Source organism: Kocuria sp. KH4, assembly GCF_053711175.1.
Genome location: NZ_JBSJYX010000016.1, coordinates 1 through 14724, shown reverse-complemented (window position 1 = coordinate 14724; position 14724 = coordinate 1). Strand labels below are relative to the sequence as shown.

Below are 14724 nucleotides of genomic sequence, written 5' to 3'. Positions count from 1 at the left end.
CTTGCTGAGTCTTGCAACCATGTACTTTATCTATGTGCCTAGAATCGCGTAGTGGACATTGGTTGCGAGACAGATGGGGTGGACGTGGGGAAGTTGATCGGGTATGCACGTGTTTCGACGCGGCAGCAGGACGCGGACCGTCAAGTGTCTGATCTGTTGGTTGCCGGCGTGCGGCGTGATGACCTCTATGTTGATCATGGAGTGTCTGGAGCTCATGCTTCGCGTCCGCAGTTTGACAAGGCGGTGGCCGCCCTCGAGGAGGGCGACACGTTGGTGCTCACGACCCTGGACCGTCTGGGGCGCTCGACCCAGAACATGTTGGCTTTTGCCGAGGCGCTGCGGAGCAGAGGTTCCGGTCTGCGGGTGTTGAATCTTGGTGGGGGAGACGTGGACACTCACACCCCGATGGGCTCGATGGTGTTCACCGTGATGGCGGCCTTGGCGCAGATGGAGCTAGGGCGTGTCTGACAATGAGTCCAGGGGCCGGCTGACACCTTGGAAGGCATGTCCCGGTTCCACATCCTCTCTGATGCTCAGTGGGAGCTGATCGCCCCGATGCTCCCTACTCGCACAGGCCGGCAGGGCAGGCCGTTCTCGGATGCGCGGATGATGGTCGAGGCCATCATCTACCGGTACCGGTGCGGGATCGCCTGGCGCGATCTGCCCAAGGTCTTCGGTCCGTGGCAGACCGTGTGGACCTGGCATCGACGCATGGCCGAAGAAGGCACCTGGGACACGGTGCTGGCAACACTGACCGCCGCCGCGGACGGGGAAGGCCTGATCGACTGGTCGGTGGCGGTGGACTCCACGATCGCCCGGGCACATCAGCACGCCACGAACACCACCCGCCACACAGGGGGATGGATCGAACTACAAGAATCCGCGTGAAGAGCCGGCCGATCGCGGCATCGGACGTTCTCGCGGCGGGCTGAGCACGAAGATCCATCAGCTCGTCGACGGTGCAGGGCTGCCACTGGTCAGCCTGATCACCCCTGGCCAAGCAGGAGACTCGCCCATGCTGCTGCCGCTGCTGGAACAGCTGCGTGTGACCCGGCCGGCAGGTCGGCCCCGCACCCGCCCGGACGCGGTCCTGGGCGACAAGGCGTACTCATCACGGGCGATCCGCACCCATCTGCGCACTCGTGGCATCAAGACCGTGATCCCCGAGCCGGCGGACCAACAGGGCCACCGGAAACGCCGGGGCTCCCACGGTGGGCGGCCCGTGGGCCTCGACGCGGCCGCCTACAAGGGCCGCAACGTCATCGAGCGCCAGTACGCCCAACTCAAGCAGTGGCGCGGGCTGGCAACCCGGTATGACAAGTACGCGATCGTCTACCGGGCCGCGGTGATCCTGAAGGCGGTGCTCGCGTGGTCCAAACGATTGTCAGACACGCCCTAGAGGTCAAGCGGGAGCGGATCACGGACTCGGTGGCCAAGCGCCGGGCTGCCGGCATGGACTTGGGTGGGCGTCGTCCGGTCTTCACTGATTCCCAGATCCGTAACGCACTCCGGCTCGTCGAGGCGGGTGAGCCAGTCACCCAAGTGGTCTGCGATCTGGGGATGTCCAGGGCGACGTTCTATCGGCGCGTCCGAGAGCTGTCGACACCGGCGGGCTGAGGGGGCGTGGTGGTGTTTCCACCGCACCGTCGGTGATGCGTAGGCGCGTGGAGAAGCCTCCGTCAGAGTTTTCCGGGGGTGGCTGGGGGTGGCTGCTGGAAGATGCGGTTCTCGTCGGTGGAGAACATTCTCCGTTCGCCGGTTCCCAGTGCTCGGGCCTACACCACGCGGAGGAGTGGCATGGTCTCCTCGACGAGTCCGCGGTAGTAGAGGTCACCGACAAGGTGGACGTCGATGCGATCACCTGCCTGCAGCACGGTGCAGTCCTCCACGAGGACTGGGACTGGGCCGGGGACGGGGTCGGGGCTGGTCATGGTGGCGGTGCCTTTCGTCGGCGCCTATGGGCTGGGGTGCGGCCTCGGGGTGGTCAGCCGGGACGCGGTGAGCACATGCTGGGTGGTCGTCCCGATCTGGTGCGCTCAGTGGTGCGGTGTCGACGCGGGGTGTTCTCGGCCTGGAACGCGTATGGGTCCCCCACGGCGGAGGCCGGTCGCGGCCGGCTGGAGCCGGAGGTTTTGGAGGTGTCCGTCAGCAGTCGGGCAGGGTGGGTCTGGGATGGCTCGTTCGGGCGGTCCCGTGCTGGTGGCACCGTTCGGTGGGCGGCGGTCAAGAGTCCTGGGTGGTGCGGGAGTCTGGGGGCCGCTCTTTAGCGGTGATCGCTGAGTTCGAAGAACCAGATGATGTGGTGGCGCAGGGCTTCGGCGGCGTCTGCGCCTCGGCGCTGCTGGAAGGCCTCCAGGATGTTCTTGTGCTGTTCCTGGAGGGTGTGGCGTACCTGCGGCCAGTCCGCCAGGCCGGCGACGGTCTCCTGGACGTAGCCGATGGTGGCCTGGCGCAGCGAGGCCATGATGGTCTCGACCACCACGTTGCCGGCCAGGGAGGCGAGCAGGATGTGGAACTGCGCGTCGTGGGCGTGGAAGCGCTCGTCCGGCAGGTCCGGGTCGTCCATGGCGGCCACCAGTTCGGTGGCCTGGTCAAGTATCGCGGTGCGCTCGGGGGTGTCCGGGGCGGTGGCGGCTTCGTGGGCGGACTGGGTTTCGAGCAGCAGCCGGGTCTGCACCAGATCGCCGATGCGCAGGGACCGGTTGGCCACGTGCATCCGCAGCGCCCAGCCGAGGGCGGCCGAGGGGTCCGAGATGACGATCGCCCCGGCGTTGGGCCCGGACCCGGTGGAGGAGCGGACCAGGCCCATGGCGTCGAGGACCCGGAATGCTTCGCGGACCGAGGCGCGGGAGATCCCGAACTCTTCGGCCAGGTGGCGCTCTGCGGGCAGTCTGTCGCCCACCGAGATCTCGCCCGAGCGCAGTCGTTCTTCGAGCCAGTCGAGGACGAGGGTGTAGGTGCGTGTGGGCGCGGGCACGAGGGGCTCCTGGAGGGTAGATGGGGAACCAAACCATTCTAGAGAGACCCCGGGGGCTGCAGGCGTGGGGCCGGCGCCGGTCATGAGCCCGGCCCCATGTGCCGGGCTCAAACCCGGAGTTCGTTCTTGGTGGGGGCGTCCTGGCGCCACAGTCGGGCGGCGATAAGGGCCAGTCCGGCGATGAGGGCCACCAGCATGATGGTGCCCAGGTTCAGGCCCACCCCGTGGATGAACAGGTAGGCGATCGCGCCGCCGGCGAGGCAGTAGTAGGTGGTGACGATGATGGTCTTGCGCAGCAGATCACCTTCACGCCCGAGCAGGCCCACGGTGGCCGAGGCGGCCACGATGTTGTGGATCGCGATCGGGTTGCCACCGGCCCCGCCCACGGCCTGGGCGGCCACGACGAGTTCGGGACGGTCCAGACCGATCGCGGCGCCGGTGGAGAACTGGAACTGGGAGAACGTCAGGTTGGACACGGTGTTGGACCCGGCCACGAAGGCACCCAGCGCGCCGATCCAGGGGGCGATCACGGGCCAGGAGCTGCCCGAGATCGCGGCGGCGCCCTCGGCGAGGGTGACCGGCATGCTGGAGAGCCCGGACTCGTTGAGGGCCGGGCCGGACTGGATGAGGACCCGGACCAGGGGCACGGCGAAGAGCAGGGCGGCGGCGGTGCCGGCGAGCTGGCCGGCGGAGATCTTGAGGGTCTGGGCGATCTCGCGGGAGTTCATCCGGTGCAGCAGGTAGGCGAAGGCCGAGGCGAGGATCAGCACGAACCCGGGCAGGTAGAAGGGCTGGACGGTGGTGGTGATCTCGGTGCCCAGGATGTTCTCGAAGGGGATCGCCAGACCGGTCAGCCATTCCTTCAGCGGGGCGATGACACGGGTGGCCACCAGCAGCCCCGCCATCAGGGCGTAGGGGGCCCAGGCGCGGACCGTGCTCATGTGCGTGGAGACGTCGGTGGCCTCGGCCGGTTCGATGGTGCCCATCCAGCGGGTGGGCCAGTCGGCGCGGGGGCCGAACTGGAAGGTGTCCTTGGGCATGAGGAAGCCGCGGCTGGAGGTGTACATCACCAGCACCATGCCGAGGAGCCCGCCGAACATGGAGGGGAACTCGGGGCCGAGGAAGCGGGCGACCAGCACGTAGGGGACGGTCATGGCCAGGGAGGCGTACACGGCGAAGGGCCACACGGCCAGCCCGTCGCGGAAGCGCCGCTCGGGGCCGAAGAACCCGGTGAGTAGGGTGACGAGAATCAGCGGGATGAGGATGCCCACGATGGCGTGGATGGCCGCGGTGTAGAAGCCGATCGAGTTGATGAACTCGGGCATGGTCACACCCAGGACCTCGACGCGCTGAGCGACCGCGGGGTCCCCGCCCAGGCCGTTGGCGACCCCGACGAGGATGGGGGTGCCGACCGCCCCGAAGCTGACCGGGGTGGACTGGACGATGAGGCCGATCATGACGGCGGCCATCGCGGGGAAGCCCATGGCCAGCAGCAGCGGGGCCACCACCGCGGCGGTGGTGCCGAAGCCAGAGACGCCCTCGATGAACGAGCCGAAGAGCCAGCCGATGATGATGGCCTGGATCCGCCGGTCGGCGGAGATGTTGTTGAAGCCGGCGCGGATGGTGGCCATGGCCCCGCCCACGGTGAGGGTGGCGAGCAGCAGCAGGGCGCCGAAGACGATGTAGAGCATGGTGATGGCCACGATGAGGCCTTCGACGGTGGCGGCCAGCACCCCGGTGAAGCTCATCTGCCACACCACCAGAGCCACGATGACGGCGGCGAAGTAGCCCACCGGCATCGCGAACTTCGCCGGCCAGCGGAACCCGGCCAACAGCACACCCACCAACAGCAGGGGCAGCAGAGCCAACAGGCTCAGAACAGCGAGATTGTCCATGGACAGATCCTTTCTGGGCCCTGCCCCGCAGGATCACGGGTGACGGGGCGGGCCGGGTGCGTGGTACGGGCTGGGTCAAAGTTTCCGGGACGCGACGCGCAGCTCGTGCCGGCCCCAGTGGCCTCGATGCGCCTTTCGATGAGTTCCGGAAAAGCAGCACAGACCTTGGTGTCTGTCGGGTGGCCGGTCGGGTTCCCCGCACCCCAGCGCGAGAAGAACCAGACATGCCATCACCGTATGGTCGGACCACAATGGTCTGACCACGAAGAGTACATGACCCAGATCACACCACCAACCCTTCGGCGCAATGTTTTCGCCGCCTGCCGCCCTGGTTGTGTGGTGCGGCTCATAGTCCTACTATGGTCAGACCACAGGTGGTGCGGTGTTCTCGCATCGACCCTTTTTCTTCTTCTTTCGTCCTTGTTCTCCTGTCCCCCGGAGGTCCCATGAGAATCGCCCTGTTCGCCACGTGCATCGTGGACGCGATGTATCCGCGGGTCGCGCTGGCCACCGTGCGGGTGCTCGAGCGGCTCGGCCACGAGGTGGTGTTCCCGCCCGGCCAGGGCTGCTGCTCCCAGATGCACGTCAACAGCGGCTACTTCGACGACGCCCTGCCCGTGGTCCGCAACCACGTGAAGGCCTTCACCGCCGCGGACTACGACGTGGCCGTGGCACCCTCCGGCTCCTGCGTCGCCTCCCTGGGCCACCAGCAGCCGATGATCGCCCGCGCCGGCGGGGACGAGGAGCTGGCGGCGGCCGCCGCAGCCGTCGCCGGGAACACCTACGAGCTCTCGCAGCTGCTGACCGACGTGCTCGGCGTGCGCGACGCGGCCGCGCAGCTCGGCTCCTGGTTCCCGCACCGGGTGACCTACCACCCGTCCTGCCACGGGATGCGGCTGCTGCGCCTGGGCGACCGGCAGAAGGACCTGGTCGCCTCGGTCGGCGGTCTCGACCTCGTGGAGCTGCCCGACGCCGAGGAGTGCTGCGGCTTCGGCGGGACCTTCTCCTTCAAGAACCCGGACGTCTCCGCCGCGATGGCCGAGGAGAAGATCGACAACATCGTCTCCACCGGGGCCGAGCTGTGCACCGGGGGGGACGCCTCCTGCCTGATGCACCTGGGCGGGGCCATGGCCCGCCGGGGAACGGGGCCGGGCACCGTCCACTTCGCCGAGATCCTCGCGTCCACCCGCGAGAACCCGCTGGAGGTCTCCGGACCGGTCGAGCTGTCGATCCCGAAGAGCAGGGGGCGGGGTGGGTGCACGTCGGCGCGTTCCTCGGCCGCGGGTCCTGCGAGTCCGGCTTCCTCGTCCGTTTCGTCCCACACCACCGGAGGCGCCCGATGACCCGTCGTATTGCACTGGGGATGCCTGCTGTGCGTCCCGTCCACGGGCAGGGGAATCTGCACGCGTCCACCGCGTTCCCCGCCGCGGCGAAGGCCGAGATGGGCAACACGCAGATGCGCGCCAACATCCGCCACGCCACCCACACGATCCGCGGCAAGCGCGCCGCGGTGGCCGGGGAGCTCCCCGACTGGGAGGAGCTGCGCTCGGCCGGCTCCGCGCTCAAGGAGCAGGTCATGGCGGACCTGCCGCACCTGCTCGAGGAGTTCGAGGCCAACTTCACGGCCCGCGGCGGCACCGTGCACTGGGCGCGGGACGCGGAGGAGGCCAACCGGATCGTCACCGAGCTCGTGCAGGCCACCGGGTCCACCGACGTCATCAAGATCAAGTCCATGGCCACCCAGGAGATCGGCCTCGAGGCCCACCTCGAGGAGCACGGGATCACCGCCACAGAGACCGACCTCGCCGAACTGATCGTCCAGCTCGCCCACGACAAGCCCTCGCACATCCTGGTCCCGGCCATCCACCGCAATCGTGATGAGGTGCGGGAGATCTTCCGGAAGGGGATGCCGGAGACGGATGATTCCTTGACCAGTGAGCCGCGCGACCTCGCCGAGGCCGCCCGCACCCACCTCCGGGAGAAGTTCCTCGCCACCTCCGTGGCGGTGTCCGGGGCGAACTTCGGCGTGGCCTCCACCGGGACGCTGACCGTGGTGGAGTCCGAGGGCAACGGCCGCATGTGCCTGACCCTGCCCGAGACCCTGATCACCGTGATGGGCATCGAGAAGATCGTGCCCACCTTCCAGGACCTCGAGGTGTTCCTGCAGCTGCTCCCGCGCTCCTCCACCGGGGAGCGGATGAACCCCTACACCTCGATGTGGACCGGCGTCACCCCGGGGGACGGCCCCCAGAACGTGCACGTGGTGCTCCTGGACAACGGCCGCACCGCGGTGCTCGACGACCCCGCCGGGCGCTCGGCGCTGCACTGCATCCGCTGCTCGGCCTGCCTCAACGTCTGCCCCGTCTACGAGCAGGCCGGCGGTCACGCCTACGGCTCCACCTACCCGGGGCCCATCGGGGCGATCCTCTCCCCGCAGCTGACCGGCATCACCTCCGAGGAGAACGCCTCCCTGCCCTACGCCTCCTCGCTGTGCGGGGCCTGCTACGACGTGTGCCCGGTGAAGATCAACATCCCGGAAATCCTCGTGCACCTGCGCGACGAGGACGTGCGCAGCAAGCCCACCCCCCGGGTGCCCTCCCAGATGGATTTGATGATGAAGGGCGCTTCGGTGGTGATGTCCTCGGGCACCCGGATGGGGTTGGCCGAGAAGGGTCTGCCGTTGGGGAGGGCGGTGGCGGGCAAGGATCGGGCGATCTCCTGGTTGCCCGGGATCGCCGGGGGCTGGACCGATGAGCGCGACATCCCCGCCCCGCCGAAGGAGTCTTTCCGCCATTGGTGGGCCAAGCACGCCGAGGAGACCCAGGAACGGATGGCCGCCGACGGCGGCCCGGCCACCGGCCCGGATGCGGGCAGTACCGCACCGGATGGGGCCGAGACCGACACCGAAGACGACGGGGGAGCACGATGAGCGAGGCAAAGACCGAGATCCTCAACCGGATCCGTGGGGCGCTGCACGACGCGCCTACCCCTGCACCGGCGCAGCGCACCTATCGCCGCGTCTCGGAGCGTGCGGCTGAGGAGGTCGTCGAGATGCTCGTGGACCGGCTGGTCGACTACAAGGCCGCGGTGCACCACGAGACCCCCGCGTCCCTGCCGGGGCGGATCGCCCAGCTGCTGGGGGTCTCCGCCCGGTATGTAGTCCCGACCGGTCTGGACACCGCCTGGTTGCCGGAGGACACCGCCGCCCGCCGGGTGCTGGTGGATCCCAATGACGCCCGCGACGCCTCGGCCCTGGGGGTGCGGGAGCTCAACGCCGTGGACGCGGTGGTGACGTCCTCGACCGTCTCCTGCGCGGAGACCGGCACGATCTTCCTCACCGGCCGTCCCGAGGAGGGCCGGCGGGCGATCAGCCTGGTCCCCGACCACCACATCTGCGTGGTGCCGGTTGAGACGGTGGTGGAGCTGATCCCCGAGGCCCTGGCCCTGGTGGAGCCCACGGCCCCGGTCACCATGATCTCCGGGCCCTCGGCGACCTCGGACATCGAGCTCGAACGCGTCGAAGGCGTGCACGGGCCCCGGACGCTCGACGTGATCCTGCTCGGCTGACAGGCCCGGACGGCGCGTGAACCGCAGCACGCGCAGACGCACCGTCGCGGATCCGCTCGGCACCCCGGCCCCATCGCGGCCCCGAGGGCCCGGGTCTGCCCTGCCCGGGCACGGCGGCCCCTGCCGTGCCCGGCCGTTTCTCCTTCGCAGTTGACCTTGTCAGAAATTCACAACACAGCACCCGGGCCTCCAATGGAGCGCCCAGGTGCGGAACGGGTGTCAATGTTCTCCAAGATCCTGGTCGCCAACCGCGGCGAGATCGCGATCCGCGCTTTCCGGGCCGCCTACGAGCTGGGCGCCAAGACGGTGGCCGTGTTCCCGTACGAGGACCGCAACTCGATCCACCGGCAGAAGGCCGATGAGGCCTACCAGATCGGGGAGGAGGGTCACCCGGTGCGGGCCTACCTCGACGTGGCGGAGATCATCCGGGTGGCCAAGGAGTCCGGGGCGGACGCGATCTACCCCGGCTACGGGTTCCTCTCGGAGAACCCGGACCTGGCCCGCGCGGCGGCCGCGGAGGGCATCACCTTCGTCGGCCCACGGGCCGAGATCCTGGAATTGGCCGGCAACAAGGTCGCGGCGCTCAAGGCCGCCCAGCGGGCCGGGATCCCCACCCTGGACTCCTCCGCCCCCTCCTCGGAGGTGGACTACCTGCTCGGGGAGGCCGAGCGGATCGGCTTCCCCGTGTTCGTGAAGGCCGTGGCCGGCGGCGGGGGACGCGGCATGCGCCGGGTGGAGACCTCTGAGGCGCTGCCCGAAGCCCTGGCGGCGGCGATGCGCGAGGCCGACACCGCCTTCGGGGACCCCACCATGTTCGTCGAACAAGCCGTGCTGCGGCCTCGGCACATCGAGGTGCAGATCCTCGCCGACAACGAGGGCGGGATGGTGCACCTGTTTGAACGCGACTGCTCCGTCCAGCGCCGGCACCAGAAGGTGATCGAGATCGCCCCGGCCCCGAACCTCGACGAGGGCATCCGTCAGGCCCTGCACGCCGACGCCGTGAAGTTCGCCAGAGAGCTGGGCTACGTCAATGCCGGGACCGTGGAGTTCCTCGTGGACACGGCCGGGGAGCGGGCCGGTCAGCACGTGTTCATCGAGATGAATCCGCGGATCCAGGTCGAACATACCGTCACCGAGGAGATCACCGATGTGGATCTGGTCGCCTCGCAGCTGCGCATCGCCTCGGGGGAGACCCTGGCGGACCTGGGCATCGCCCAGGAGTCGCTGACGGTCCGGGGCGCGGCGCTGCAGTGCCGGATCACCACCGAGGACCCGGCCAACGGGTTCCGCCCCGACGTCGGGAAGATCTCCGCCTACCGCTCCGCCGGCGGCGCCGGAGTGCGCCTGGACAGCGGCACCGTCTACGCCGGGGCGGAGATCTCCCCCCACTTCGACTCCATGCTGGTCAAACTCATCTGCCGCGGCCGCGACTACGCCACCGCCGTGCACCGCTCCCAGCGCGCCCTGGCCGAGTTCCGCATCCGCGGGGTGGCCACCAACATCCAGTTCCTCCAGGCCGTGCTGGCCGACCCGCAGTTCCTCGCCGGAGAGGTCGCCACCGACTTCATCGAATCCCGCCCCGAACTGCTCGAAGGCAAGATCTCCGGGGACCGGGCCACCAAGGCGCTGACCTGGCTGGCCGAGGTCACCGTCAATCAGCCCCACGGCCCCCGGGTGGAAGGTATCGACCCGCGTACCAAGCTCCCCCACTACCCGGGCGACAAGCAGGACGAGCCGCTGCGCTCCCCCTTCGACGGGCCCTCGGCGCACACCCCGCCGGACGGGTGGCGGCAACGTCTCCAGGAGCTGGGCCCCGAAGGCTTCGCGGCCGCGCTGCGGGCCCAGACCGCGGTGGCGGTCACCGACACCACCTTCCGCGACGCCCACCAATCCCTGCTCGCCACCCGGGTCCGGACCCGGGACCTGCTGGCCGCGGCCCCGGCCTACGCGCACACCCTGCCGCAGCTGCTCTCGATCGAGGCCTGGGGCGGGGCGACCTACGACGTCGCGCTGCGGTTCCTCGGGGAGGACCCGTGGGAGCGGCTGCGGCTGCTGCGGGAGGCGATGCCGAACATCCCGATCCAGATGCTGCTGCGCGGGCGCAACACCGTGGGCTACACCCCGTACCCGACCGAGGTGACGGACGCGTTCGTGGCCGAGGCCGCGGCCACCGGGGTGGACATCTTCCGGATCTTCGACGCCCTCAACGACGTGGAGCAGATGGCCCCGGCCATCGAGGCCGTGCGCAGGACGGGCACCGCGGTCGCCGAGGTCGCCCTGTGCTACACCGGGGACCTGCTGGACCCGGCCGAGGAGCTCTACACCCTGGACTACTACCTCGAGCTCGCCCAGCAGTGCGTCGACGCCGGCGCCCACGTGCTGGCGATCAAGGACATGGCCGGGCTCCTGCGCCCCGCCGCGGCGGCGAAGCTGGTGACGGCCCTGCGGGAGCGCTTCGACCTGCCCGTGCACCTGCACACCCACGACACCGCCGGCGGGCAGCTCGCCACGCTGATGGCCGCGATCGACGCGGGCGTGGACGCGGTGGACGTGGCCGAGGCCTCGATGGCTGGCACGACCTCCCAGGTGCCCGCCTCGGCGCTGATCGCGGCCCTGGCCCACACCGACCGGGACACCGGCATCCCCCTGGAGGCCGCGACCGCCCTGGAGCCCTACTGGGAGGTCATCCGCCGGATGTACGCCCCGTTCGAGTCCGGGCTCACCGCCCCGACCGGGCGCGTGTACCGGCACGAGATCCCCGGCGGGCAGCTGTCGAACCTGCGCCAGCAGGCCATCGCGCTGGGGCTGGGGGAGCGGTTCGAGGCGATCGAGGACATGTACACCGCCGCCAATGCCATGCTCGGCAGGCTGGTCAAGGTCACCCCCTCGTCGAAGGTCGTGGGCGACCTCGCCCTGCAGCTGGTGGGCATGGGCGTGGACCCGGCCGAGTTCGAGGCCAACCCCCAGAAGTTCGACATCCCGGACTCGGTGATCAGCTTCCTCGCCGGGGAGCTCGGCACTCCCCCCGGCGGGTGGCCCGAACCGTTCCGCTCCAAGGCCCTGGAGGGCCGCACCGTGCGTGTCGGGGTCACCGAGCTCAGCGAGGAGGACTCGACCGCGTTGGCCGCCGACTCCGCGACCCGGCGGGCCACGCTGAACCGGCTGCTGTTCGCTGGACCCACCCGGGACTACGAGGCGGTCCGAGCCAGGTACGGCGACGTCACCGTGCTGCACACCCGGGACTTCCTCTACGGGCTGACCTCCGACCGGGAGCACGTGATCTCCCTCGGCAAAGGGGTGCGGCTGCTGGTGACCCTGCAGGCCATCTCGGAGCCCGACGACAAGGGCATGCGCACCGTGATGGTCACCCTCAACGGCCAGCCCCGGATGATCGAGGTCCGCGACACCTCGATCACCTCCTCGGTGCCCGAGACCGAGAAGGCCGACCCCGCCGACCGCGGCCACGTGGCCGCCCCCTTCGCCGGGGCCGTGACCGTCACGGTCGCCGAAGGTGACCTCATCGAGGCCGGCGGGCAGGTCGCCACCATCGAGGCCATGAAGATGGAGGCCTCCATCACCGCCCCCACCGGCGGCACCGTCGTCCGGGTCGCACTGACCGGGGTCACCCAGGTCACCGGTGGAGACCTGCTGCTGGTACTGCGCCCCACCAACTGAACCTTTCACCGCCCCCGAACCACCCCGTCCCCTGCCCTGGGCCCCTGCCCCGGCAGGAGCCGGTCGGTCCCGACCGCTGATGTTCCTGCGGCCGGGCCGGCGGGCAGAACCGATCCCCGATCCACTGGCACCCCGCCCGGGCGGCGCCCACCGAAGGAGTCCTTCATGACCTCTGTCCTTCCTTTCACTGACATCGACCTCTCCGACCTCGAGGAGGTCGGCGGCAAGAACGCCTCTTTGGGCGAGTTGATCCGCAACCTCAGCAACGCCGGGGTGCAGGTGCCCGGCGGTTTCGCCACCACCGCCACCGCGTTCCGCCAGTTCCTGGCTGCCGACGGCCTGGACACGCGGATCGCCCAGACCCTGGAGGGCCTGGACACCGCCGACGTGACTGCTCTGGCCGCCGCCGGTGCGCACATCCGGTCCCTGATCCGCAACGCACCGCTGCCGGACGGACTGGAGACCGGGATCCGGGATGCCTACGAAAAACTGGCCGGGACCCACCCGGCAGGAGTGTCCTGGGCGGTGCGCTCCAGCGCGACCGCCGAAGACCTGCCCGACGCCTCCTTCGCCGGACAGCAGGAGACGTTCCTGAACGTGCGCGGGGTGGAGAACGTGCTGGCGGCGGTCAAGGACGTCTTCGCCTCCTTGTACAACGACCGTGCCATCGCCTACCGGGTCCACCACGGCTTCGCCCACGCCGAGGTCGCGCTCTCGGCCGGGGTGCAGAAGATGGTGCGCTCGGACGTCGGCGCCTCGGGGGTGATGTTCACCATGGACACCGAGTCCGGGTTCACCGACGCGGTGTTTCTCACCTCCTCCTACGGGCTCGGGGAGGCGGTGGTGCAGGGGGCGGTGAACCCGGACGAGTTCTACGTCCACAAGCCGGCCCTGGCCGCCGGCCGCCCGGCCGTGCTCAAGCGCGGGCTCGGGGACAAGGCCCTGCAGATGACCTACACCGACTCCCAGGAGCTCGGGGAGACCGTGGGTTTCGTCCCCGTGCCGCAGGCGCAGCGGGGGAGGTTCAGCCTCACCGACGCACAGGTGGAGCAGCTGACCCGCTACGCGGTGGCGATCGAGGCCCACTACGGCCGCCCGATGGACATCGAGTGGGGCCTGGACGGCACCGACGGGCACCTCTACATCCTCCAGGCCCGTCCCGAGACCGTGGTCTCCCGCCGTGGGGCCGGGGCCGTGGCCCGCTACCGGCTCCACGAGACCGGCACGGTGGTGGCCCAGGGGCGGGCCATCGGCCAACGGATCGGGGCCGGACGGGTGCGGGTGCTGGAGTCGGTCGAGCAGATGGCTTCCTTCCAGGCCGGCGACGTGCTCGTGGCCTCGATGACCGACCCCGACTGGGAGCCGATCATGAAGAAGGCCGCCGCGATCGTCACCGACCGCGGCGGGCGCACCTGCCACGCGGCGATCATCGCCCGGGAACTGGGCATCCCCGCCGTCGTCGGCGCCGGGGACGCCAGCGAGGTGCTGGCCGAGGGGGACCCGGTGACGGTCTCCTGCGCGGAAGGCGAGGAGGGCCTGGTCTACGCGGGTCTGCTGGACTACACCGTGGAGAAGACCACCCTGGGCGCGATGCCCGACGCACCGCTGAAAGTGATGATGAACGTCGGCACCCCCGAGCAGGCGTTCTCCTTCGCCCAGCTGCCCCACCATGGGGTGGGCCTGGCCCGGTTGGAGTTCATCATCAACCGCCAGATCGGCATCCACCCCCTGGCCCTGCTCGCCCTGCAGAACGGGTCCCCCGAGCTGGACCCCGGGGTGGCCGCCCAGATCCGGGAACGGATCGCCGCCTACCCCGGACCGCGCGAGTACTACGTCCAGCGCCTGGCCGAAGGCATCGCCACGATCGCCGCGGCCTTCGCCCCTGAGCCGGTGATCATCCGGCTCTCGGACTTCAAGTCCAACGAGTACGCCAACCTGCTGGGCGGGCCCGAGTTCGAACCGGCCGAGGAGAACCCGATGCTCGGGTTCCGCGGCGCCTGCCGGTACCTCTCGGAGAGCTTCCGGGCCGCCTTCGAGCTCGAGTGCGCAGCGGTCGTCCACGCCCGCACCACCATGGGACTGAGAAACATCAAGCTCATGGTCCCCTTCGTGCGCACCCTCGACGAAGCCCAGGGTGTGATCGAGCTGCTGGCCGCCAACGGACTGCGGCGCGGGGAGGAGGGCCTGGAGATCGTGATGATGTGCGAGCTGCCGGCCAACGCCCTGCTGGCCGGGCAGTTCCTGGAGCACTTCGACGGGTTCTCCATCGGCTCCAACGACCTCACCCAGCTCACCCTGGGCCTGGACCGCGATTCCGCCCTGGTCGCCTCCTCCTTCGACGAACGCGACCCGGCGGTGAAGAAGCTGCTGGAAATGGCCATCACCGCCTGCAAGGAGCGCGGCAAGTACGTCGGGATCTGCGGCCAGGGCCCCAGCGACCACCCCGAGCTGGCCGCCTGGCTGCTGGGCCAGGGCATCGACTCCGTGTCCCTGAACCCCGACGCCGTCGTGGACACCTGGCTGGCCCTGGCCGCCACCACAGCACAGCCGGCCGTGTGAGCACCCTGGTCCTGGTGCCGCCGGCGCCAGGACCAGGGCACCAACCCCACC

Annotated in this window: 9 protein-coding genes and 2 pseudogenes; 8 read left to right on the top strand and 3 right to left on the bottom strand. The window is 69.7% G+C overall.

Features of this window, described 5'->3' with window-relative positions; translation table 11 throughout:
- Nucleotides 1-84: 84 nt before the first annotated feature.
- The 3 genes and pseudogenes from ACWCOM_RS12145 to ACWCOM_RS12135 all read left to right on the top strand — a co-directional run.
- Nucleotides 85-456, top strand: a pseudogene (locus tag ACWCOM_RS12145) (recombinase family protein); the annotation flags it as partial.
- Between the two features lie 48 nt (nt 457-504).
- Nucleotides 505-1399 (top strand): IS5 family transposase gene (locus tag ACWCOM_RS12140; RefSeq protein WP_454549002.1). Its coding sequence is split into 2 segments (ribosomal slippage): nt 505-861 and nt 863-1399, totalling 894 coding nucleotides; the frame shifts between segments, so codons are not numbered across the junction.
- Nucleotides 1396-1617, top strand: a pseudogene (locus ACWCOM_RS12135) (helix-turn-helix domain-containing protein); the annotation flags it as partial. The gene ACWCOM_RS12140 and the pseudogene ACWCOM_RS12135, both read left to right, overlap by 4 nt.
- A 158-nt stretch (nt 1618-1775) precedes the next feature.
- Here the strand turns inward: ACWCOM_RS12135 and ACWCOM_RS12130 are convergent.
- The 3 genes from ACWCOM_RS12130 to ACWCOM_RS12120 form a co-directional block, all read right to left on the bottom strand.
- The gene (locus ACWCOM_RS12130; protein ID WP_454549001.1) at nt 1776-1931 is read right to left on the bottom strand and encodes a hypothetical protein; all 156 of its coding nucleotides are present in this window, start codon (nt 1929-1931) and stop codon (nt 1776-1778) included.
- Nucleotides 1932-2263: 332 nt separating this feature from the next.
- On the bottom strand, nt 2264-2977 hold the full coding sequence (locus ACWCOM_RS12125; RefSeq protein ID WP_062735556.1) for a FadR/GntR family transcriptional regulator: 714 nt from the start codon (nt 2975-2977) through the stop codon (nt 2264-2266).
- 107 nt (nt 2978-3084) lie between these two features.
- Nucleotides 3085-4872: an L-lactate permease gene (locus ACWCOM_RS12120; RefSeq protein WP_368799507.1), complete on the bottom strand. Its 1788-nt coding sequence runs from the start codon at nt 4870-4872 to the stop codon at nt 3085-3087.
- A gap of 446 nt (nt 4873-5318) precedes the next feature.
- Between ACWCOM_RS12120 and ACWCOM_RS12115 the strand changes: the two genes are divergently transcribed.
- From ACWCOM_RS12115 to ppsA, 5 genes are all read left to right on the top strand, one after another.
- Entirely contained in the window at nt 5319-6215 is an 897-nt protein-coding gene (locus ACWCOM_RS12115; RefSeq protein WP_454549000.1) for a (Fe-S)-binding protein, read from the top strand.
- Between the two features lie 20 nt (nt 6216-6235).
- Nucleotides 6236-7801, top strand: coding sequence for a lactate utilization protein B (locus tag ACWCOM_RS12110; protein WP_454548999.1), 1566 nt, complete (start codon nt 6236-6238; stop codon nt 7799-7801).
- Nucleotides 7798-8439 carry a LutC/YkgG family protein gene (locus ACWCOM_RS12105; RefSeq protein WP_035925203.1) on the top strand — a complete coding sequence of 214 codons (642 nt, stop codon included), beginning with the start codon at nt 7798-7800 and terminating at the stop codon, nt 8437-8439. Before ACWCOM_RS12110 ends, ACWCOM_RS12105 begins: the two co-directional genes overlap by 4 nt.
- A gap of 222 nt (nt 8440-8661) precedes the next feature.
- On the top strand, nt 8662-12114 hold the full coding sequence (locus ACWCOM_RS12100; protein ID WP_454548998.1) for a pyruvate carboxylase: 3453 nt from the start codon (nt 8662-8664) through the stop codon (nt 12112-12114).
- A gap of 165 nt (nt 12115-12279) precedes the next feature.
- Nucleotides 12280-14673 carry a phosphoenolpyruvate synthase gene (ppsA, locus tag ACWCOM_RS12095; protein WP_454548997.1) on the top strand — a complete coding sequence of 798 codons (2394 nt, stop codon included), beginning with the start codon at nt 12280-12282 and terminating at the stop codon, nt 14671-14673.
- Nucleotides 14674-14724: the final 51 nt, after the last annotated feature.

What these genes read in the sequence shown, in the direction of transcription:
- ppsA (WP_454548997.1), top strand. Translation starts at nt 12,280, where the DNA reads ATGACCTCTGTCCTTCCTTTCACTGACATCGACCTCTCCGACCTCGAG.
- ACWCOM_RS12130 (WP_454549001.1), bottom strand. Translation starts at nt 1,931, where the DNA reads ATGACCAGCCCCGACCCCGTCCCCGGCCCAGTCCCAGTCCTCGTGGAG.
- ACWCOM_RS12120 (WP_368799507.1), bottom strand. Translation starts at nt 4,872, where the DNA reads ATGGACAATCTCGCTGTTCTGAGCCTGTTGGCTCTGCTGCCCCTGCTG.
- ACWCOM_RS12110 (WP_454548999.1), top strand. Translation starts at nt 6,236, where the DNA reads ATGCCTGCTGTGCGTCCCGTCCACGGGCAGGGGAATCTGCACGCGTCC.
- ACWCOM_RS12115 (WP_454549000.1), top strand. Translation starts at nt 5,319, where the DNA reads ATGAGAATCGCCCTGTTCGCCACGTGCATCGTGGACGCGATGTATCCG.
- ACWCOM_RS12100 (WP_454548998.1), top strand. Translation starts at nt 8,662, where the DNA reads ATGTTCTCCAAGATCCTGGTCGCCAACCGCGGCGAGATCGCGATCCGC.
- ACWCOM_RS12105 (WP_035925203.1), top strand. Translation starts at nt 7,798, where the DNA reads ATGAGCGAGGCAAAGACCGAGATCCTCAACCGGATCCGTGGGGCGCTG.